The sequence below is a fragment of the Streptomyces boluensis genome, from assembly GCF_009908195.1.
Lineage (GTDB): Bacteria > Actinomycetota > Actinomycetes > Streptomycetales > Streptomycetaceae > Streptomyces > Streptomyces boluensis.
The window spans coordinates 1-20979 of record NZ_JAAAHS010000106.1 but is presented as its reverse complement, the minus strand read 5'-3'; the positions used below and the strand labels follow the sequence as shown (position 1 = coordinate 20979).

At 70.9% G+C, this 20979-nt stretch carries 17 protein-coding genes; 10 read left to right on the top strand and 7 right to left on the bottom strand.

Annotation, left to right across the window (positions count from 1 at the left end):
• Window positions 1–170: 170 nt before the first annotated feature.
• Window positions 171–1643, top strand: a complete 1473-nt coding sequence (locus GUY60_RS15915; protein ID WP_161698258.1) for an amino acid permease — start codon at window positions 171–173, stop codon at window positions 1641–1643.
• A gap of 82 nt (window positions 1644–1725) precedes the next feature.
• Here GUY60_RS15915 and sph read toward each other — a convergent pair whose 3' ends face one another.
• A complete protein-coding gene (gene sph, locus GUY60_RS15910; protein ID WP_161698256.1) occupies window positions 1726–2730 on the bottom strand; it encodes a sphingomyelin phosphodiesterase in 1005 nt (334 codons plus the stop codon).
• A gap of 177 nt (window positions 2731–2907) precedes the next feature.
• Between sph and GUY60_RS15905 the strand changes: the two genes are divergently transcribed.
• The gene (locus GUY60_RS15905; RefSeq protein ID WP_161698253.1) at window positions 2908–3399 is read left to right on the top strand and encodes a F0F1 ATP synthase subunit B family protein; all 492 of its coding nucleotides are present in this window, start codon (window positions 2908–2910) and stop codon (window positions 3397–3399) included.
• A gap of 72 nt (window positions 3400–3471) precedes the next feature.
• Here GUY60_RS15905 and GUY60_RS15900 read toward each other — a convergent pair whose 3' ends face one another.
• A complete protein-coding gene (locus tag GUY60_RS15900) occupies window positions 3472–4965 on the bottom strand; it encodes a M1 family metallopeptidase (RefSeq protein WP_161698251.1) in 1494 nt (497 codons plus the stop codon).
• 245 nt (window positions 4966–5210) lie between these two features.
• Here GUY60_RS15900 and GUY60_RS15895 point away from each other — a divergent pair, with 245 nt between their 5' ends.
• From GUY60_RS15895 to GUY60_RS15885, 3 genes are all read left to right on the top strand, one after another.
• Window positions 5211–7202, top strand: a complete 1992-nt coding sequence (locus tag GUY60_RS15895) for a Xaa-Pro dipeptidyl-peptidase (RefSeq protein WP_161698248.1) — start codon at window positions 5211–5213, stop codon at window positions 7200–7202.
• Window positions 7203–7261: 59 nt separating this feature from the next.
• Entirely contained in the window at window positions 7262–8539 is a 1278-nt protein-coding gene (locus GUY60_RS15890) for a M14 family metallopeptidase (protein ID WP_161698263.1), read from the top strand.
• Between the two features lie 129 nt (window positions 8540–8668).
• On the top strand, window positions 8669–10372 hold the full coding sequence (locus GUY60_RS15885) for a BCCT family transporter (protein ID WP_161698246.1): 1704 nt from the start codon (window positions 8669–8671) through the stop codon (window positions 10370–10372).
• 112 nt (window positions 10373–10484) lie between these two features.
• Here the strand turns inward: GUY60_RS15885 and GUY60_RS15880 are convergent, their stop codons facing one another.
• Together GUY60_RS15880 and GUY60_RS15875 are read right to left on the bottom strand one after the other, a co-directional pair.
• Window positions 10485–12971 (bottom strand): Tex family protein, encoded by a 2487-nt coding sequence (locus tag GUY60_RS15880; RefSeq protein WP_312866319.1) that lies wholly within the window; start codon window positions 12969–12971, stop codon window positions 10485–10487.
• Window positions 12972–13370: 399 nt separating this feature from the next.
• Window positions 13371–14234, bottom strand: coding sequence for an SCO6745 family protein (locus GUY60_RS15875; RefSeq protein ID WP_161698242.1), 864 nt, complete (start codon window positions 14232–14234; stop codon window positions 13371–13373).
• Between the two features lie 111 nt (window positions 14235–14345).
• On the opposite strand from GUY60_RS15875, the gene GUY60_RS15870 reads away from it, so the two are divergent.
• The 3 genes from GUY60_RS15870 to GUY60_RS15860 are packed head-to-tail and all read left to right on the top strand — an operon-like array spanning window position 14346 to window position 16700.
• Window positions 14346–15350, top strand: coding sequence for a GlxA family transcriptional regulator (locus GUY60_RS15870; protein ID WP_161698239.1), 1005 nt, complete (start codon window positions 14346–14348; stop codon window positions 15348–15350).
• Window positions 15351–15384: 34 nt separating this feature from the next.
• Window positions 15385–16017 carry a DJ-1/PfpI family protein gene (locus tag GUY60_RS15865; RefSeq protein ID WP_161698237.1) on the top strand — a complete coding sequence of 211 codons (633 nt, stop codon included), beginning with the start codon at window positions 15385–15387 and terminating at the stop codon, window positions 16015–16017.
• A 44-nt stretch (window positions 16018–16061) separates the two neighbouring features.
• Window positions 16062–16700: a DJ-1/PfpI family protein gene (locus GUY60_RS15860; protein WP_161698234.1), complete on the top strand. Its 639-nt coding sequence runs from the start codon at window positions 16062–16064 to the stop codon at window positions 16698–16700.
• Here GUY60_RS15860 and GUY60_RS15855 read toward each other — a convergent pair.
• Window positions 16691–17476, bottom strand: a complete 786-nt coding sequence (locus GUY60_RS15855) for an enoyl-CoA hydratase/isomerase family protein (protein WP_161698231.1) — start codon at window positions 17474–17476, stop codon at window positions 16691–16693. The two genes, GUY60_RS15860 and GUY60_RS15855, sit on opposite strands and share 10 nt — an antisense overlap.
• A 115-nt stretch (window positions 17477–17591) precedes the next feature.
• Between GUY60_RS15855 and GUY60_RS15850 the strand changes: the two genes are divergently transcribed.
• Window positions 17592–18242: an HdeD family acid-resistance protein gene (locus GUY60_RS15850; protein WP_161698229.1), complete on the top strand. Its 651-nt coding sequence runs from the start codon at window positions 17592–17594 to the stop codon at window positions 18240–18242.
• A gap of 93 nt (window positions 18243–18335) precedes the next feature.
• Complete coding sequence (locus GUY60_RS15845) at window positions 18336–18848, top strand: ATP-binding protein (protein ID WP_376771239.1); 513 nt, start codon at window positions 18336–18338, stop codon at window positions 18846–18848.
• A gap of 75 nt (window positions 18849–18923) precedes the next feature.
• On the opposite strand, the gene idi is transcribed toward GUY60_RS15845, so the two are convergent.
• Window positions 18924–19514 carry an isopentenyl-diphosphate Delta-isomerase gene (gene idi / locus GUY60_RS15840; RefSeq protein WP_161698227.1) on the bottom strand — a complete coding sequence of 197 codons (591 nt, stop codon included), beginning with the start codon at window positions 19512–19514 and terminating at the stop codon, window positions 18924–18926.
• A gap of 161 nt (window positions 19515–19675) precedes the next feature.
• Window positions 19676–20923 (bottom strand): bifunctional class I SAM-dependent methyltransferase/N-acetyltransferase, encoded by a 1248-nt coding sequence (locus tag GUY60_RS15835; RefSeq protein ID WP_161698225.1) that lies wholly within the window; start codon window positions 20921–20923, stop codon window positions 19676–19678.
• Between the last annotated feature and the right edge of the window lie 56 nt (window positions 20924–20979).

Here is a 20979-nt window from a genome sequence, read left to right as displayed (position 1 = left end):
CCGCACCCCCACCCCACCCCCGCGCAGTGACCAGCATGTGAGATAGGCCGCTATGTGACGTGCGCCACCGCATAATCCGGGAACTCCGGGTGAAGGTGTGCCGTTGGTTCGCGCCCCGGTCAGGGTGGTGCGGGCCGACCGCACATCCCCTCGAGAGAGCAGATCCACCCGTGAGCAAGGACGCCGTCACGACGGCAGCGGCCGCATCCCGCACAGATGCCGCCCAGACGCCCGCGGATGCGGGCGACGCCGGTTACAGCAAGGACCTCAAGGCCCGCCACATCAACATGATCGCGATCGGTGGCGCGATCGGCACCGGCCTCTTCCTGGGCGCGGGAGGACGCCTCAACTCGGCGGGACCGGGCCTGGCGCTCGCGTACCTCGTCTGCGGTGTCTTCGCCTTCTTCGTCGTCCGGGCGCTCGGCGAGCTCGTCGTCTACCGGCCCTCCTCCGGTTCCTTCGTGTCGTACGCGCGTGAGTTCCTCGGTGAGAAGGGTGCCTTCGTCGCCGGCTGGGCGTACTTCCTCAACTGGTCGACCACCGGCATCGCGGACATCACCGCCATCGCGATGTACACGCACTACTGGAGCTTCTTCACCGACATCCCGCAGTGGGTGCTCGCGCTGATCGCCCTCGCGATTGTGCTCGCGGTCAACCTGATCTCGGTGAAGATATTCGGCGAGATGGAGTTCTGGTTCTCCATCGTGAAGGTCGCGGCGCTTGTCGCGTTCATGCTGATCGGCATCTTCCTGCTCGTCACCCAGCACCCGGTCGGCGGCGAGACCCCCGGCCTGCACGTGATCACGTCCAACGGCGGCTGGTTCCCCGAGGGCATCATGCCCGTGGTCATCGTGATGCAGGGCGTCGTCTTCGCGTACGCGTCCCTCGAACTCGTCGGTGTCGCCGCGGGTGAGACCGCCGAGCCGCAGAAGATCGTGCCGCGCGCGGTGAACTCGATCATGTGGCGCGTCGGCCTCTTCTACGTCGGCTCGGTCGTGCTCCTGGCGCTGCTGATGCCCGGTTCGATGTACTCGGGCGACGAGAGCCCCTTCGTCACCGTGCTCTCCAAGATCGGCGTGCCGGCGGCGGGCGACGTGATGAACCTGGTCGTCCTCACGGCCGCGATGTCGTCCCTCAACTCCGGCCTGTACTCCACCGGCCGCATCCTGCGCTCGATGGCGATGGCGGGCTCGGCCCCCAAGTTCACGGCCAAGATGAACCGCTCCAAGGTGCCGTACGGCGGCATCCTGCTCACCTCCGCGGTGTGCGTCCTCGGTGTCGGCCTGAACTTCCTGATGCCCGAGAAGGCCTTCGAGATCGTTCTGAACGTCGCCTCGATCGGCATCATCACCACCTGGGTGACGATCATGGTCTGCCACCTGGCGTTCGTCCGCCGGGCCAAGCAGGGCCTGCTCGAACGCCCGAAGTTCCGCCTCCCGGGCAGCCCGGTCACGGAGATCGTCACGATCGTCTTCCTGCTCTCCGTGCTCGCCCTGATGTGGCAGGACCCGGAGATCGGCCGGCGCACCCTGTACCTGATCCCGGTCATCGCGGCCGCTCTGGTCGGCGGCTGGTTCGTGGTCCGCAAGCGGGTCGCGCAGAACGAGCTGGACCAGAGCTACGAGGAGCTGGGCATCAAGTAGCCCGCGCTTCACGGCAGCACCGCGGCGGCGCCGCACCCGGAACTCCACGTCCTGGGTGCGGCGCCGCCGTCGTGTCCGGCCGTCACTTCCCCGAAGCGGTCACCGGGTAGTGGTCGGAGAGGTTCGTGTACGTGTACTCCTTGCCCCAGCTCGACACCGTCCAGGGTGCGCTCTGCTCCTTGACGACGTCGTTGTTCCAGCCGTCGGGGCGGGCGTGGCCGGTGCGGTGCAGGACGTAGTCGAGGTCCTCGCGCGGGTCGTCCGGGTAGCGGTCCTTGGCGATGGTGTTCTCCTCCGTGTCGAAGGAGTACGTGTGCCCGGTGCGGGACGCGGCCCCGTCCAGGCCCCCGTCGCGGAGCATCGCCGCGTACTCCTCGCCGTGCGAGTCGACGTTGAGGTCGCCCGCCACCATGACCTGCTCACCGGCCGGGATGTTCTTCGCGTCGAGGAAAGCGTCGATCGCCTTGAACTGCGTGCTGCGGGTGGCCACCGCCTCGCCGTCGCCGCAGCCCGGATCGGTCGACTGGGTGTGGGTGCCCACGACGTGCACCTTCTGCCCGTCGACGTCCAGGACGGCGTACAGGAAGCCCTTGTTGGAGTACCAGTCGGAGCCGCAGGCGTCCGGGAAGACGTACTGCTCCTTGCGCAGGATCGGCCACTTGCTGAGCAGCGTCACGCCGCCGTCCTCGGGTGTGGTGGCCGAGTAGTTGCCGCCCGTCGCGTCCCAGCCGTCCTTGCTCCGGCCCACCACCGGCGTCTGGTGCGGATACGCGGCCGCGGCCTGCTGCTTCAGCGCGTCCGACGAGGAGTTGTCGAAGGCCTCCTGCAGGACGACCACGTCCTGGCCCTGGAAGAACGGGGCCTTGGTGATCTCGGCGGCGCGGTGGTCCTGGCCCCAGTTCGGGTAGAGGTTCTTGCTCATCAAGAACGCGTTGTACGTCAGCACCTTGACGTTCCGCGGGGACTCCGCGGCGGCGGGCCGCGGCTCGGTCGCGGTGGCGGTCGAGGCGGCCGTGGCGAGCGTGCCGCCCGCGAGCGCGAGCGCGAGAGCGGTGCCGCAGACGCGACGTAGCGAAAGCTGGGGCATGGGGACTCCGTGGTCGGTGGGGGACGGGTCGCGCCATATCCAACCAGGCGAAGTTACCTCCAGGTAGCCCTGGGAGTGACGCAGTCTGTCCGGCGGGAGAGCGTCTTCGCCGGAACGTGTCCGGCGTCACGCGCGCATGCGTGTTCGACTTCGCCGGATGCTGGGTAGGCCGTCGGCATGTACCTGATTCCGGAGGAACTCGGCCTGAAAATCGGGCCGTTGAACCCGTTGGTCGAGGATCTGCTCGTGGGCCTCATCGCCTTCGCCGCGGTCTTCGCCCTCTTCCGCCTGGTGCTCGTGCCCCGTATCGCCAAGGTCCAGGCCGAACGCGCCGACCTCATGGACGAGCGGCTCACGGGCGATCTCATGTTCCACGTCGAAGCGCTGCGCGCGGAGCGAGAACAGCTGCTCGCGGAGGCCCGGCACGAGGCGGCCCGTACCCGGCAGAGCGCGGTCGAGGAGGGCACCGCCCTGATCGTCGAGGCCCGCGATGAGGGCCTGCGAGAACGCGCCGAGCTGCTCGCTTCCGGTCAGGCCACCGTCGAGTCCGAACGCGCCGCGGCGGAGGCCGAACTGCGCACCCATGTCGCCGACCTGGCCTCGGAGTTGGCGAGCCGGATCGTGGGGGAGCCGATCGTCGCGGGCCCGGCGAAGACCGCCTCGGCCTGAACACCTTTGGGGGTGGCGCGCCTTCGGGCACGCCACCCCCTCAACAACTCACCAGCTCAATAGCTCAACAACTCAGTGACCGTGGTCGTGGATCGTGTTCGTCGCCGCGATCTTCTTCCACGACGCCGGCCGCTCCGCCTGCGTACGGGCCACGCCAACCCCCGCCGCCGCCGGTGCCCCCGGCTTCGCGGTCTCGTACAGCCAGGTGTCGAAGAGGGCGGCCAGCGGCTTGCCGGACTCCCGCTCCGCGTACTTCACGAAGTCGGAGACCTTCGCGTTGCCGTAGGCGTGCTCGGTCGGCCAGCCCTTGAGGATCTTGAAGAACGACTTGTCGCCGATCTCGTTGCGCAGCGCCTGCAGCGCCAGCGCGCCCCGGTCGTACACGGCCAGGTCGAACTGCTTGTCCGGGCCCGGGTCGCCCGGCTTCACCGTCCAGAACTCGTCGTCCGCCGGGTGCGAGGCGTAGACGTAGTCCGCGAGCTCCTGGGCCGTGCCCTCGCCCTCCTTCTCGGACCAGAGCCACTGGCTGTACCGGGCGAAGCCCTCGTTGACCCAGATGTCCTTCCAGCCGTCGACCGAGACGCTGTCGCCGTACCACTGGTGCGCCAACTCGTGTACGACCACAGAGACGTTGGAGCCGTTCGCGAACTGCTTCGGGCTGTAGAACGGCCGGGTCTGGGTCTCCAGGGCGTACCCGCTGGTCACGTTGGGGACATAGCCGCCGAGCGCGTTGAACGGGTACGGGCCGAAGACCTCCTCCAGCCAGCCGGCGACCTCACCGGTGCGCTCGATGCTGGCCCGCGCGGCGCCGTCGTTCGCGCCGAGGTCCTTGCTGTACGCGTTCAGGACCGGCAGCCCGCTCGCCGTCTTGTCGGTGGTGATGTCGAACTTGCCGACCGCGAGCGTCGCCAGGTACGAGGCCTGCGGCTTGTCCGAACGCCAGCTGTAGCGCGTCCAGTCGGAGCCCACCGGCCGAGTGCCCTGCAGCACGCCGTTGCTGATCGCCTGCGTGCCGTTGGGGACCTGCACCGACACGTCGTACGTCGCCTTGTCCAGCGGGTGGTCGTTGGACGGGAACCACCACACCGCCGAGTCCGGCTCCTGCGCCGCGACACCGCCGTCGGGCGTGCGGTGCCAGGCCGTGTAGCCGTTGATCTCAAGCTCGGAGGGCTTGCCCGCGTACCGCACGACGACCGTGATCGCGCTGCCCTCGGGCAGCGGCGTCGCCGGGGTGATCTCCACCTCCTGGTCGCCGGAGAACGAGACCCGCGCCTTCTTGCCGTTGACCAGGACCTCGCTGATGTCGAGGCCGAAGTCCAGGTTGAACCGCGACAGGTCCTGCTTCGCGGTGGCGAGGATCGTCGCCGTGCCCTCGATGAGGTCGGTCTTCGGCTGGTACTTGAGGCGCAGGTCGTAGTGCGAGACGTCGTATCCGCCGTTGCCGCTCGCCGGGTAGTAGGCGTCGCCGATGCCCGGTGCGCCCGGTGTGTAGTCGGCGGCCGACGCCGGGATCGCCAGCATCAGGGTGGCCACGAACGCGCCGGGGACGATCAGTCTGCGGTGCACGGAAGCTCCAAGTCGTAGGTGGGGAACGCCGGTTGGTGCCGGGCGGCCCGCTGGGTGTGCGGTCGCCCGTACGGCTCGGAGCCTATTCAGTCGCTCACGTCCCGGTCATGTCCATGGCCTCCTTTGTCACATGACCGCCATCCAGTCGACATGTGCCACTTCGTCCTACACGCCTGACATCGCGTCCCACGAAGTCCTCTACTGCCCTCTGTTGCACGGGAGTTGACCCAGGTACGTTCCGGCACATGCCGATACGTGTGCGGGATCTTCACCTGATGCGTGTGCTGTTGCTCGTGCTGTCGACCGTGGGGGCGCTTCTCGCGGCGCTGCTCGTGCCGCTCTCCCCGGCGTACGCCGACGGCCCCGGCGGCGAGGAGAGCAAGCCCGTCCACTCGTACGCCGACGCGATCCGCGAATCGGTCTGGGTCGACACCCGGATCGACGGCGACGGGGACGGCAGGACCGACCGCGTCGCCGCCGACATCATCCGCCCGCGCGAACCCGCCGAGCAGGGCCGCAAGATCCCCGTGATCATGGACGCGAGTCCGTACTACCAGTGCTGCGGCCGCGGCAACGAGAGCCAGAAGAAGACGTACGACGCGAACGGCGACGTCGTCCAGTTCCCGCTGTACTACGACAACTACTTCGTCCCGCGCGGCTACGCCTTCGTCGCCGTCGACCTCGCCGGAACCAGCCGCTCCGACGGCTGTGTCGATGTCGGCGGCCGCTCCGACGTGCAGTCCGCCAAGGCCGTCGTCGACTGGCTGAACGGCCGCGCCCGCGGCTACACCGCCCGCACCGGCGGCGACCGTGCCGAGGCCGACTGGACCACCGGCGCCACCGGCATGATCGGCAAGAGCTACGACGGCACCGTGGCCAACGGCGTAGCCGCCACCGGCGTCGAGGGCCTGAAGACCATCGTCCCGATCGGCGCGATCTCCTCCTGGTACGACTACTACTTCCAGCAGGGCGCGCCGCTCTACGACTCGGGCCCCGACGGGCTCTCGGACTACGTGGAGAGCCCCGAGGCGCGCACCCGCTGCGCCGCCGTGCAGCAGCGACTCGTCGACGGGGCGCCCCGCAGCGGCGACCGGACCCCGCTGTGGGACGAGCGGGACCACGTGCCCGACGCCGACAAGGTGAAGGCCAGCGTCTTCCTCGTGCACGGGATGCAGGACCTGAACGTGCGGGCCAAGCACTTCGGCCAGTGGTGGGACGCCCTCGGCGCGGCCGGGGTCGAGCGGAAGATCTGGCTCAGCCAGACCGGGCACGTCGACCCCTTCGATTTCCGCCGCGAGGACTGGGTGCGCACTCTGCACCGCTGGTTCGACCATGAACTCCTCGGCTACGACAACGGCATCGACGACGAGCCCATGGCCGACATCGAGCGCGCCCCCGACCGCTGGACCACCGACAAGCAGTGGCCGCCGCAGGGCACCGACGCCGTACGGCTGCACCCCGGCAAGGGCGACCAGGCCGGAGTCGGCACCCTCGGCGCGCGGCCCGCACCGGCCGGCGACCGGGAGACCTTCACCGACAACCCGAAGCGCGGCGAGGCCGACTGGGCCGCCGAGGTGGACAGGTCGACACCCGACAAGGCCTCGTTCGTCACCCGGCCGCTCAGCGCCGACCTGCGGCTCTCCGGCTCCTCGCAGATCACCGTCACCGCGACCCCGAACGCCACGAGCGCCCACCTCTCCGCGGTCCTCGTCGACCTCGGCCCCGACACCATCCGCGACTACACGGCCGACGGTGAAGGCATCAACACCCTTACCGAACGCACCTGTTGGGGTGCGGAACGCCCCGGCGACAGTCCCTGCTACCGGGAGACCAGCGCCGACACCGCCGACGTCGACCTCACCGTCTTCGCCCGCGGCTGGGCCGACCTCGGTACGTACGCCGACCCGGACAAGGGCCGCCCGCTCACCCCGGGCAAGCCGCACACGATCACCGTCGACATCGCCGCCGCCGACCATGTCGTACCGAAGGGCCACCGGCTCGCCCTGATCGTCGCGGGCACCGACGCGGGCCTGATCGAACCGCCCGCCGCCACCCCGAAGCTCACCCTCGACCTCGCCCGCACCCACGCGCGGTTGCCCCTCGTCGGCGGCACCCGGGCCTTCGCGGCCGCGACCGACGGCGCGCCGCAGCTCACCGCACCGCGCGAGAGCCGCTACGAAGGCCTGAACCGCGAGCCCACCGCTCAGCGCGTCCCGGACGCCACCAGCACGCACTGAGCACCCGTCACCACCCCAGGGAGGCACACCCCGTGAGACCCCGCGTCCGCATCCTCGTCATGGCCGCCGCCACCGTGCTCGCCGCACCCCTGCTCGCCCTCCCGGCCAACGCCGCCGACACCGCCGCAGGCACCGCCGACGGCACCCCGCTCCGTACCGGATTCGAGGCCAGCGACGGCGCCCGCTGGACGACACAGCCCGAGGAGCAGGAGTTCCTCGGCGCCGTCGACCGCGCCCACGACAACGTCAGCATCGACCGCATCGGCACCACCAAGCAGAACCGCCCCGTACAGCTGGTCCGCATCGGCGGCGGCCACCGCACCACCAACACCGCGCTGCTGATCTGCAGTCAGCACGGCGACGAACCCTCCGGGCGCGAGGCCTGCCTCTCCACCGTGCGCGACCTCGCCGCCGCGAAGGACGACGCCACCCGCCGGCTCCTCAGCACCACCGAGATCCTCGTCGTGCCCACCGCCAACCCCGACGGCCGCGCCGCCGACACCCGCGGCAACTCCGACGGCGTCGACATCAACCGCGACCACATCGCCCTCAAGACCGCCGAGGGCCGCGCCATGGCCCAAGTCGTCCGCGACGAGCGCCCCGACGTCATCTACGACCTGCACGAGTACGGCGCCACCCCGCCGTACTACGACAAGGACCTGTTCGACCTCTGGCCGCGCAACCTCAACACCGCGCCCGACGTGCACCGCGAGGCCCAGACACTCTCCGGCCAGTACGTCAGGCCCGCGGCCCAGGACCACGGCCACTCCACCGGCACGTACGGCATCTGGACCGACCCCGTCACCGGCGAGCCGATCAAGCAGACCGCGGGCGACGGACAGGAGCGCATCCTGCGCAACGCCTCCGGCCTCAAGCACGCGGTGGGCCTGCTGATCGAGAGCCGTGTGGACGCCCTCACCGAGCAGGAGAAGGCCGACGAGGCGTTCAACAACCGGCGCCGCGTGACGTCCCAACTCGACGCGCTCGGCGGCCTGTTCGGCTACACGCGTGAGCGCTCCGGGCAGCTCGCCGCGGCCACCACCGCCGCCCGTACGGCCGGTCTCGCCGACCGTGGCCCGGTCTACACCGGCGGCGCCGACAACGACCCGGCCGAACCGTCCGAGACCCTCCAGGACCCGCCCTGCGGCTACGCCCTCGACGCCGCGCAGTACCGCGAGGTCGGCGATGAGCTGCGCCTGCACGGAATCAAGGTGGAAACCGCCGATGACGGGGCCTTCGTCCCCGTACGGCAGTCGCTGCGCGCACTCGTTCCGCTGCTCCTGGACGAACGCGCGGCCTATCACCTCATCAAGGCGCGCCCGGTCGAGGGCTGTTGAGCAGTAATAGAACCAGCTCCTGTGGTAAGGGGTAGCGGTGACTAATTACGTACCGCGAAGGGTGTGCCAGTGACACATGATGTGAACAAGACGGCTGACCGGGGGGACCCTCCGGGCGGGCAGGTGGAGATGCCTGACAGCCCGTACGAGGGACAGCCGCCCCAGACCGACCGCGTGGTGTTCGGCGTCACCGCCGTCCTCACGCTCGCGTTCGTGGTCTGGGGGGCGGTCTCCACGGACACGCTGGAGAGCGTCTCCACGAGCATGCTCAACGGGCTCATCCACAACGGCGGTTGGGCCTTCGTGCTCGCCGCCTCGGGCTTCGTGGTCTTCGCGCTGTGGCTTGCGATCAGCCGCTACGGGAAGATCACCCTCGGCGCGGAGGGCGAGGATCCGGAGTTCCGTACGGTGTCCTGGATCGCCATGATGTTCAGCGCCGGTATGGGTATCGGCCTGATGTTCTACGGCGTGAGCGAGCCGCTCACGCACTATGGCTCGCCGCCGCCCGGCACCTCTCCCGCCGACGCGGGCGCCAAGATGGAGGTGTCGATGGCGACGACACTCTTCCACTGGACGCTGCACCCCTGGGCGATCTACGCGGTGGCCGGTCTCGCCATCGCGTACAGCTGTTTCCGGCGGCGCAGGCGGCAGACCATCAGCGCCGTCTTCACGCCGCTGATCGGTGAGAGGAACGCCAACGGCAGCTTCGGCCGGGCCATCGACATCCTCGCCATCTTCGCGACGCTGTTCGGCTCCGCGGCCTCGCTCGGCCTCGGCGCCCTGCAGATCGCCAACGGTATGCGGGAACTCGACTGGGCCAGCAAGGTCAGCACCGCTGTCCTCGTCTCCATCATCGCCGTCCTCACGGTCGCCTTCGTGGCGTCCGCGGTGTCCGGTGTGGAGAAGGGCATCCAGTGGCTGTCCAACATCAACATGGTGCTCGCCGGCATCCTCGCGGTCTTCATCTTCGTGGTGGGCCCGACGGTGCTCGTCCTCGACCTGGTGCCGACCTCGGTCGCCTCGTTCCTCGGTGACCTGACGCAGATGGCCGGGCGCACGGAAGCGTCCAGTGATGCGGGCAGCGAGGTGGACATCGCCACCTGGCTCGGCGGCAACACGGTCTTCTACTGGGCCTGGTGGATCTCCTGGACGCCCTTCGTGGGCATGTTCATCGCCCGCATCAGCCGCGGCCGCACCATCCGCCAGTTCATCGGCGGCGTCATCCTCGTGCCGAGCACCGTGAGCCTCATCTGGTTCGCGATCTTCGGCGGTACGGCCATGCAGCTGCGTGAGCACGGCCGTCTCAGCGCGGACCTCTCGGTCGAGGGCCAGCTTTTCGGCGTCCTGGCCGAGTACCCGCTCGCCACCGTCATGAGCCTGCTCGTGATGATCCTGGTGGCCATCTTCTTCGTCTCCGGCGCCGACGCGGCGTCCATCGTGATGGGCACCCTGTCGCAGAAGGGCACCTTCGAACCCACCAAGTTCGTGGTCATCTTCTGGGGTGTCGTCACCGGAGCCGTCGCGGCCGTCATGCTGCTCATCGGCGGCGGTGGCGACGATGCCCTCACGGGCCTGAAGAACCTCACCATCCTCGTCGCGGCCCCGTTCGCGGTGGTCATGGTCGGCATGTGCTGGGCGCTCATGCGCGACCTGCGCAGCGACCCGCTGATCGTGCGCGGCGAGAAGGGCGAGGAAGCCGTCGAGATGGCCGTGATCGCGGGCCACGAGAAGTACGACGGTGACTTCGAGCTCAGGATCGGCCCCGCCGACCCGGAGCCCAGCACCACCACGGGCACGGGCAGCGACTCCGGTACACCGGCCGACTCCCGCTGACCCGCACCACACCGCACCGCACAGACGACGGCGCCGTCCCCGAGCAACCTGGGGGCGGCGCCGCCGCTTGTCTCCCCCCAACGGCACGCAGGCCGCGCGGGGAGAGGGACCGCTACCGTCGCCGCTTGGCCGCCTCGTCGACCAGACCGGCCTTCCGCAGCGCATCCGCCATCGCACTGTTCGCGGGCGCCGCCGCCGGACGACCACCGCCGCCGCCGGAGCCACCGCCCCCACGCCGGTCACGGCCACCACCCGCACCGCCGCCACGCTGCTGCGGCGGACGGCCACCCTGACCACCCTGACCACCGCGGCCACCACGCTCACGGCGCTGACCCGCCTCGGCGGGAGCGGACGAACTCCCGCCACCGGCACCGGAGTTCGCCTCGTCGTCAAGGCGCAGCGTCAACGAGATCCGCTTGCGCGGGATGTCGATGTCGAGCACCTTCACCTTCACGATGTCGCCCGGCTTCACCACGTCCCGCGGGTCCTTGACGAACGTCCGGGACATCGCCGACACATGCACGAGCCCGTCCTGGTGCACGCCGACGTCGACGAACGCGCCGAACGCCGCCACATTCGTCACGACCCCTTCGAGCACCATGCCCGAGGCGAGGTCCCCGATCTTCTCGACGCCGTCCTTGAAGGTGGCCGTCTTGAACGCGGGCCGCGGGTCGCGCCCCGGCTTCTCCAGCTCCCGCAGAATGTCGGTGACCGTCGGCAGGCCGAACGTGTCGTCCACGAACTCGGCGGGCTTCAGGGCACGCAGCGCGCCGGAGTTCCCGAGCAGCGAACCGACCTCGCCACCCGTCGACTTCACCATCCGCCGCACCACCGGGTACGCCTCGGGGTGCACGGACGAGGAGTCCAGCGGGTCGTCGCCGCCACGGATCCGGAGGAAGCCCGCGCACTGCTCGTACGCCTTCGGGCCGAGCCGCGCCACGTCCTTGAGGCCCTTGCGGTTCTTGAACGGCCCGTTGGAGTCGCGGTGCGCCACGATGTTCTCCGCGAGGCCCGAGCTGATGCCGGAGACCCGGGCGAGCAGCGGCGCGGACGCGGTGTTCACGTCCACCCCGACGCCGTTCACACAGTCCTCGACCACCGCGTCCAGGGAGCGCGACAGCTTCACCTCGGACAGGTCGTGCTGGTACTGCCCGACACCGATGGACTTCGGGTCGATCTTGACGAGTTCGGCCAGCGGGTCCTGCAGCCGACGGGCGATCGACACCGCGCCGCGGATCGACACGTCCAGGTCGGGCAGCTCCTGCGAGGCGAAGGCCGACGCCGAGTACACGGACGCGCCCGCCTCGGAGACCATCACCTTGGTGAGCTTCAACTCCGGGTGCCTGTCGATGAGTTCACCGGCGAGCTTGTCGGTCTCGCGGGACGCCGTGCCGTTGCCGATGGCGACCAGGTCGACGGAGTGCTCCGCGGCGAGCTTCGCGAGCCGGGCGATGGACTCGTCCCACTTGTTGGCCGGCACGTGCGGGTGGATCGTGTCGATCGCGACGACCTTGCCGGTGGCGTCGACCACGGCGACCTTCACACCGGTACGGAAGCCCGGGTCGAGGCCGAGCGTCGCGCGCGTACCCGCGGGCGCGGCGAGCAGCAGGTCCCGCAGGTTCGCCGCGAACACCTTGACCGCCTCGTCCTCGGCGGCGGTACGGAGCCGCAGCCGCAGGTCGATGCCGAGGTGCACCAGGATCCGGGTCCGCCAGGCCCAACGCACCGTGTCCCGCAGCCACTTGTCGCCGGGCCGGCCACGGTCGGCGATCCCGAACCGGCTCGCGACGATCGGCTCGTACGAGGAGGTGGCGCCCGGCGCGGGGCTCGCGGTGGTCTCGTCGGGGCCCTCGGGTTCGAGGACGAGGTCGAGCACCTCCTCCTTCTCGCCGCGCAGCATGGCCAGGACGCGGTGCGAGGGCAGGTCGGTGAACGGCTCCGCGAAGTCGAAGTAGTCCGCGAACTTGGCGCCCTCGGTCTCCTTGCCCTCGCGCACCTTCGCCGCGAGCCGCCCGCGCGTCCACATCCGCTCGCGCAACTCACCGATCAGGTCGGCGTCCTCACCGAAACGCTCGGTCAGGATCGATCGCGCGCCGTCGAGCGCGGCCTGCGCGTCGGCGACGCCCTTGTCGGCGTCCACGAACGCGGCGGCCGCGGCGGCCGGTTCCACCGAAGGGTCACCGAGCAGGCCGTCCGCGAGCGGTTCGAGCCCCGCCTCGCGGGCGATCTGCGCCTTGGTGCGGCGCTTCGGCTTGAACGGCAGGTAGATGTCCTCCAGGCGCGCCTTGGTCTCGGCGCCACGGATCCGCGCCTCAAGCTCGTCGGTCAGCTTGCCCTGTTCACGGACCGAGTCGAGGATCGCGGCGCGCCGCTCCTCCAACTCGCGCAGGTAGCGCAGCCGTTCCTCGAGCGTGCGCAGTTGCGCGTCGTCGAGCATCTCGGTCGCTTCCTTGCGGTAGCGGGCGATGAAGGGCACGGTCGAACCGCCGTCGAGCAGTTCGACGGCCGCCCTCACCTGTCGTTCCCGTACGCCGAGCTCCTCGGCGATCCTGCCCTCGACGGACCCTACGACGGGTGTCGGTGTCGCCCCTGTGGTCACGATTCCCCTACCGCCTTCTCGCTGGTCTTGCTGAGCATTACTGCGTGGCGCCGCGTGCTGCCGGATCCTGCCGGGCCTCGCCTTGCCGGGTCGCATTGTGGCAGGTGGCGGTGACAGTCCGGGATCGGGTGCGCCCCCGGAGGCCGTACGCGGGGCTCGCTTTCCCGGTCAGACAGGGTGCGCCCGGCGCGTCGCGCACCCCCGGAAAAGCGGAACCCGCCCGGCCCCCGGCGAGACACCGAGGAACGGACGGGAACCGACACACGCACCGCCCCACCGGCACGCACACGCACCAGCACACGCGCACCAGCACGCACACGTACCGGCACAAGCACGCACCGGCACCACCACACACCGCGGCGGGAAAACCCCCACCACGCGCGCGTGCTCCGTGCTGCCTCACCCCTTGCCGAGCAGCCCCGCGGGGAACGCACCGTTGGCGAGCGCCGTCGAGACGAAGCCCGTCGCAAGCTCGGTGAGCCGCTCCACGCCGTCCGCGCCCAGGTGCTCGTACGGGGCGGCGTCCAGGCGGTCCGTGGCGAGCTCCAGGTCCTTGCGCAGCGTGACACCGGCCTCGGTCAGCTCGCCGTCCGCGTCGACAAGGCCGCGCTCCCGCAGCCGATCGGTGGCCGCGTCCCAGTCCTCCTGGGTCCAGCCGCGCGTGCCGAGGATCCACTTCCGTGCCATGCCCTTGCCGGTCGCGGTGTGGCTGACCAGCGCCTCGACCGGGTCGAGCCCCGCGTCCAGGAGCACCGCGAGGTGGGCGTCGCCCCGGTGTTCGCGAAGGAGCGTCGCGGCGTGCCAGTAGGCGAGGTGCGGCTCGGACGGCACGGGCAGGTCGGCGTGCGCGGCGTACAGCGGCCGGGCGTGCCGGGTGCAGCCCTCGGTGGCGCGCAGCGCGAGCCGGGCCGCCTCCGCCATCGCGTCGGAGGACAGCGCCTCGTCGCCGAGGAGGCGGCGCAGCGTGGAATCAGCCGCACGCGCGCGTGCCGCGAGCACGTCCTCGGGCGAGGCGATGTCCCAGACGGCGGGCAGGGCCTTGGCGACGCTCTCGTAGTTGAAGTTGTAGAAGCTCGCCGCGACGACCCCGGGGCCGACCCGGCCGAAGGCCGCGGCCCGCCCGGCGAAGTAGGCGGCACTGGCGTCCTCGATGCCGATGGCGGCCAGCTCGGCCGTGAAGTCGGGGGAGAAGTAGACGGTGGAGTGCAGCGGGTTGATGACGTTGTGACAGCGGCGTCCGGCACGTGCGGGCAGAGAGGTCATGACGGCACGCTACCGACTGGTTGGTACGGCGGGTAGAGCGGGGCGCGGATGGCAGGAAAGGTGGGGTCCTCGTCATTGCGGCCATTGCCGTACCGCAGAAGAATCGACCGCATGACGCCCCAGCGCACCGGCTCCGGTACCGGCAGGGACCTGCTCGTGGTCCTCTTCGACGAGGTCCAGAGCCTCGACGTGACCGGCCCCGTGGAGGTCTTCACGGGCGCGACCCACGCCGCGCGCGAACGTGCCGGCTACCGCGTCCGTACCGCCTCCCTCGACGGCGCCCCGGTGCGCACCTCCAGCGGGTTGACCCTCGTCCCCGACGGCGCCCTGGACGACACCGTCGCGCCGCACACCCTGCTCGTGCCGGGCGGCCACGGCACCCGCGGCGCCGACACCCGCCTGGTCGACCGGCTGCGTGAACTCGCCCCGCACACCGAGCGGTTGGTCTCTGTCTGCACGGGCGCCCTGCTGCTCGCGGAGGCCGGGCTGCTCGACGGGCGCCGGGCCACCACGCACTGGATGTTCTGCGACCAGCTCGCCCGCGACCACCCCGAGGTGCGGGTCGACGCCGACCGGATCTACGTACGCGACGGCCATGTCGCCACCTCGGCGGGTGTCACCGCGGGCATCGACCTGGCGCTTGCCCTGGTCGAGGAGGACCTGGGCCGGGACGTGGCGCTGACCGTCGCCCGGCACCTCGTGGTGTTCCTGCGCAGGCCGGGCAACCAGGCGCAGTTCAGCGCCCAACTGGCCGCCCAGACCGCCCAGCGCGCACCGCTGCGCGAGGTCCAGCAGTGGATCAGTGAGCACCCCGCCGCCGATCTGTCCGTCGAGGCGCTCGCGGGCCGCGCCCGGCTCTCGCCCCGGCACTTCGCGCGCGCCTTCCAGACCGAGACCGGCACGACGCCCGGCCGGTACGTCGAGCGGGTCCGGCTCGAACACGCCCGGCGGCTCCTGGAGGACAGCGTCGACGGCGTCGAGGAGGTCTCCCGCAGCTGCGGCTACGGCACGCCCGAGGCGATGCGCCGGGTCTTCGTCAAACACCTGGGCACGGGCCCGGCCGAGTACCGCCGCCGCTTCCGCACGGCCGCCCACGGACCGGACCCCGCCCACTGACCACCCCGAACCACCCTGTACGGAAAGGCACTTGATGCAGATCGCCATCGTCCTCTTCGACCAGTTCACCGCCCTGGACGCGGTGGGCCCCTACGAGGTGCTCAGCCGGACCCCGGGCGCCGAGACGTTCTTCGTCGCCGAGCACACCGGACCGGTGCGCAACGACAACGCGAGCCTCGCGCTCACCGCCGACCGCACCCTCGCCGAAGTGCCGCGCCCCGATGTCGTCGTGGTCCCCGGCGGCCCCGGCCAGACCCCGCAGATGGCCAACCCGGTGCTGCTCGACTGGCTGCGCGCCGCCGACACCGGCAGCACCTGGACCACCTCGGTCTGCACGGGCGCGCTGCTGCTCGCCAAGGCCGGACTGCTCGACGGCCGCCGCGCCACCTCGCACTGGCTGGCCCTCGACGCACTCACCGGGCTCGGCGCGAAGGCCACCGGGGAGCGGGTGGTCTTCGACGGCAAGTACGTCACCGCGGCCGGTGTCTCGTCCGGCATCGACATGGGCCTGGCGCTCCTCGGCAGGCTCACCGACGACCGCACCGCGCAGCGCGTCCAGTTGCTCATGGAGTACGACCCGCAACCGCCGTACGACGCGGGCTCACCGGACAAGGCCCCCGCCGACCTGGTCACCGAGTTCCGCGCCCACACCCGCCACTCCAAGTAGCCGCACCCACCGCAGAAGAACCGCACGCCACCGAAGGAACCCCCATGCAGATCGCGATCCTGCTCTACGAAGGCTTCACCGCCCTCGACGCCATCGGCCCGTACCAGACCCTGAACCCGCTGCCGGAGGCCGAGTTGTCGTTCGTCGCCGAGCAGGCGGGACCGCTCACCGACGACAACGGCACCCTCACCGTCACCCCGCACAAGACCCTCGCCGAGGTGACCCGCCCCGACATCGTGGTCGTACCGGGCGGCCCGCCGGAGAACGTCGAGCGACAGATGGCCAACCCGGTGGTGCTCGACTGGCTGCGCGCCGCCGACGCCACCAGCACCTGGACCACCTCGGTCTGCACGGGCGCGCTGCTGCTCGCCAAGGCCGGTCTCCTCAAGGGCCGCCGGGCCACCTCGCACTGGCTCTCCCTGGACACCGTCAAGGAGTTCGGCGTCGAACCGACGGGGGAGCGGGTGGTGTTCGACGGCAAGTACGTCACCGCCGCCGGTGTCTCGTCCGGCATCGACATGGGCCTGACCCTCGCCGGGAAGATCGCGGGCGACCAGTACGCCCAGGGCATCCAGCTGATGATCGAGTACGACCCGCAGCCGCCGTACGACGCGGGCTCACCGGAGAAGGCCCCGGCCGAGCTCGTCGAGTTCTTCAGGAACGGCGGCGCCGCTCAGTCCTGATGCCCCGCGGCCGGGCCGACGTTCCACTCGAACCGCGGCGCCCTGCGCTCCAGGAAGGCGGCGACCCCCTCGGCGGTGTCGCCGCTGCCGCGCGCCTGCTCGGCCCAGTGCTCCGCGCGATCGTCCCGCCCGGCGGCGAACTCCTTGGCCGCCGCCTGGGTGAGCTGCGAGCGGGACGCGAGCACCCGCGCGAACTCGCCGACCCGCTTGTCCAGTTCGCCCGGCGCGAGCACCTCGTCCACCAGACCGGTCCGCAGCGCCCGCGCCGTATCGATCAACTCACCCGAGAACAACAGGTACTTGGCGGTCGCCGGTCCCACAAGCTCCACCAGGCGCCGGGTCGACGAGGCCGCGTACACGATGCCCAGCTTCGCCGGGGTGATCCCGAAGGACGCGCCCTCCTCGACGAAGCGCAGGTCGCAGGCGGCCGCCAACTGGCAGCCGCCGCCCACGCAGTAGCCCCGTACCGCCGCGAGGGTCGGCTTGGGGAAGGCCGCGAGGGCGTCCTCGGCGGCCACCGCGAGCCCCTGCGCCTCCTGCGAGGAGGCGCGAAGCCCGGAGATGTCCGCACCGGCGCAGAACGTCGGGCCCGCCCCGGTCAGCACCAGGACGCGCACCGCCGGATCGGCCGCGAGCCCGTCGAGGAGCGGCGGCAGCGCGCCCCACATGTCGGTGGTCATCGCGTTCCGCTTCGCGGGGTGGTCGATGACGACGGTCGCGACGGAGTCGACGACCGTGTGCCGCAGCCGCGGTCCGGTGAGCTCGGTGTGCGCCATGCGCCGGATGCTATCCGTACCGTGCGAACGTACGATCAGACGGGGGCGGCAGCCGCGAGCCGATGCGGGAACGAGGCGGGAACGGGGCGGGGAATCCGGTCCGAGGAGGCGCGCGATGGTCAAGGACACCACCCCCACCACCACCCCCGAGGCCGAGAGCAAGAAGCTCAGGCGCGGCCTGGGCGTGCTCGCCTTCCTCGGCGCGATCCTGGTCATCGGCGGCCTGGTGGGTCTGGTCTACGTAGGTGTCGCCACCCTCACCTCGATGCTCCTCTTCGGCTGGCTGCTCCTCATCGGCGGCCTGGTCGGCCTCCTGCAGTCGGTGCAGCTCCGCACCAGCAGCGTCTTCTGGCTCGGCGTGGTCGTCGCCGCGCTCAACATCGCCGCCGGGGTGGTCGTCATCCGGCACCCGGAGGGCACCGCGGAGGCGCTCACCATGTTCGCCGCGCTTCTCTTCCTCGCCGGCGGTGTGTTCCGCCTGGTGGGCAGTGTGGTGGTGCGCGGCCCGCAGTTCGGTCTGACCCTCGTGCAGGGCGCGTTCGGCGTGCTGTTGGGTGTGCTCGTACTCGCCGAGTGGCCGGGCAGCAGCCTCTACGTCATCGGCACGTTCTTCTCGCTCGCGCTCCTCTTCGACGGGCTCGGGCTCATCGCGATGGGCCTCGGCGGACGCCGCATCGTCGGCCTCGTCACCGACACCGTGACTCCGGGTAACGCCGAGGAGCACGGGAAGACAGCAGAAGACGCGCAAGATCAGTCGCCCAACTGACTCTGGCATACGCGCGCGATCAGAAGTCATCGAATAGGTGACGAGTTCTGATCACTTCGGTAGTACGGGTCTGAACCTTCCCAAACTCGACGTGTGGCGACAATCGAGCGTGAGGGCAGGGACCGGACGATGGGCGACCACGGCACCGCGGCAGCCGACCCGACATCGGCCGGACCGCTGCCGTACGAAGGAGTCTGGCGGTTCACCGCACCCGCGGTCGACGCCTCGGTACCGCAGGCCCGGCGCGCGGTGCGCGACCTGCTTGCGCGGCAGGGGGTCCCGGCCGCCGACGACATCGTCGACGGGCTGCTGCTCATCGTGTCGGAGCTGGTCACCAACTCCGTACGGCACGCGGCCCTGCTCTCCCCGATGATCGCGGTCGAGGTGGCGGTGGGCGCCGAATGGGTCCGGGTCTCCGTCGAGGACAACCACCCCTACCGGCCCACCGCGCTCGTGGCCGAGGAGAGCCAGACCGGCGGACGCGGTCTGCTGCTCGTCCGGGAGATCACCAAGGAGGCGGGCGGCGCCTGCGACGCCGAACACACCGCCTCCGGCGGCAAGATCATCTGGGCGGCACTCCCGCTGAAGCCCATCGGCCCGCTGTAGCAGCCGAAAGACGTAGGCCCTGCCTTCGGACTCCCGGCGTGCGGAGTTCGAAGACAGGGCCCAGGAGCGAGCGGCCTACCAGTCGGCGGCCGGTCCCGTCAGTTCCCTGATCGCCGGGCGCGCGGCCTGAAGCACCGTCATGAACCAGGCGGAGAACGGCACTTGGTCGTGGCGCACGGCCAGCTCGTCGGGGGTCACGAAGGCGGTCTCGGCGACCTCCTCCGGGTCGGGCCGCACCGGCGACTGCGCCATCCCGACGAAGAGATGGTTGAACTCCTGCTCCACCAGGCCCGATTCGGGGTCCGGGTGGTTGTACCGCACCGTCCCCGCCTCGGCGAGCAGCGAAGGCGACACCCCCAACTCCTCGTACGTACGCCGCGCGGCCGCCGCGAAGGGGGACTCGCCGGGGTACGGGTGCCCGCAGCAGGTGTTGGACCACACGCCGGGGGAGTGGTACTTGCCGAGGGCCCGGCGCTGGATCAGGAGGCGGCCCCGCTCGTCGAAGAGGAACACGGAGAACGCCCGGTGAAGTCTGCCGGGGGCCTGGTGCGCGGAGAGCTTCTCGGCGGTGCCGATGGTGTTGCCGTCCTCGTCGACCAGTTCGAGCAGGATCTCTGCGGCGGAGCCGTTCGTGGAGTTCGCCGCGGCGCCTTGTGTGATCGGCATAACCATCCTTCGCTTCGGTCTTCGACCCCCCAAGTCTGCCGTACTAATCCGGCGCATTCGGCACTTCCCGTGCTCCGCATGTCCTCGTACCGGAGTTGGATTGAGCGCGCCGGGACCGGGTACGACGTGGGCCGGGCTCCCGTACGGAGCCCGGCCGCACCTCAGACGCCGAACGCCGGCGGGTAGTCGATCGTGCCGCGCGGCACCTCACCCGGACCGTCGAGCACCAGCGCCATCAACGCCTCGTCCGGCACGTCGAATCCGGCCCTGACCCCGAAACCGGAAGCCGGCGTGAAGCCGAACCTCGGGTAGTACTCGGGGTGTCCGAGCACCACCACGAGCCGCTCCACCCCCCGCGCGCGTGCCGCGTCGAGCACCGCCTCGACGACGGCCGTGCCCGCGCCGGAACGCTGATGCTCCGGCGCCGTCGCGACCGGCGCCAGACACAGCGCCGCGGCACCGCCGACCCTGCAGCGGGTGAGCAGCGCGTACGCCGCGACGGTCCCGTCCGGGGCCTCGGCGACGTACGACAACGCGTCGATCCAGGCGCCCGGATCGGCCCGCAGCGCGTCCACGAGACCGGCCTCGTCCTCGGTGGGGAAGGCCGCGGCGTTCACCGCGTGCACAGCGGCGATGTCCGCGTCCGCATCCGGACGCACCCGCCAGCGGGACGGCCGCAGCACGTACCCGGTGTACCCGTACTCGTCGCCGTGCTCGGCTCGTACCCGGATCTCCTCGCGGGTGGCGGCGAGCGCACCGGCCATACCGGGGGCACCCGGGTCCGCGGCGTCGGCCCGCTCGCCGAGCGGACCGTAGTACGCGTCCCAGTCCGACTCGGGCTGCGGGTGCACGCCGAGCACGGTGTACCCGGCGGCCACCGCGGCCGAGCGGTTCGCCTCGGTGGTGCGCAGGGTGTAGTGCCGGTCCCAGAAGGCGCGTGCCGCCGCTGACGGTTCGGCGGTGGTCCACTCGCACTCGGTGAGGACAAGGGTGCCGCCCGGCGCGAGCAGCCGCCGCCAGGAGCGCAGCGCGGTGTCGAAGCCGATGCTGTAGGCCGAACTCTCCGCCCACACCAGGTCGTACGACCCGTCGGGCAGGTCAAGTGCGCCCATGTCGGCGTTGACGGTGGTGACGCGGTCGCCGAGCCCGCGCGCGGCCGCGGCGGCGTCGAGTTCGTCGAGGAACGGCTGGTGCAGGTCGACCGCGGTCACCTCGGCGCCCGCCTCGGCGGCGAGCAGCAGCGCGGCCCGGCCGGGGCCGCAGCCCAGGTCGAGGACGCGGGGGCGCGCGGGCAGCGGGCCCACGAGGGAGAGGAGGTGCCGGGTGGTGGCGTCGGAGCCGGGGCCCTGCCGGGGGAGACCGTGGTGCAGGGCGAAGAAGGCCTCATAGGAGGCGGCGTTGTCGGACAACGTGAGAACCCTTTGGGTGGGTGGGTTCGCGGATGGGGGTCCCCCCTGCTCTGGGG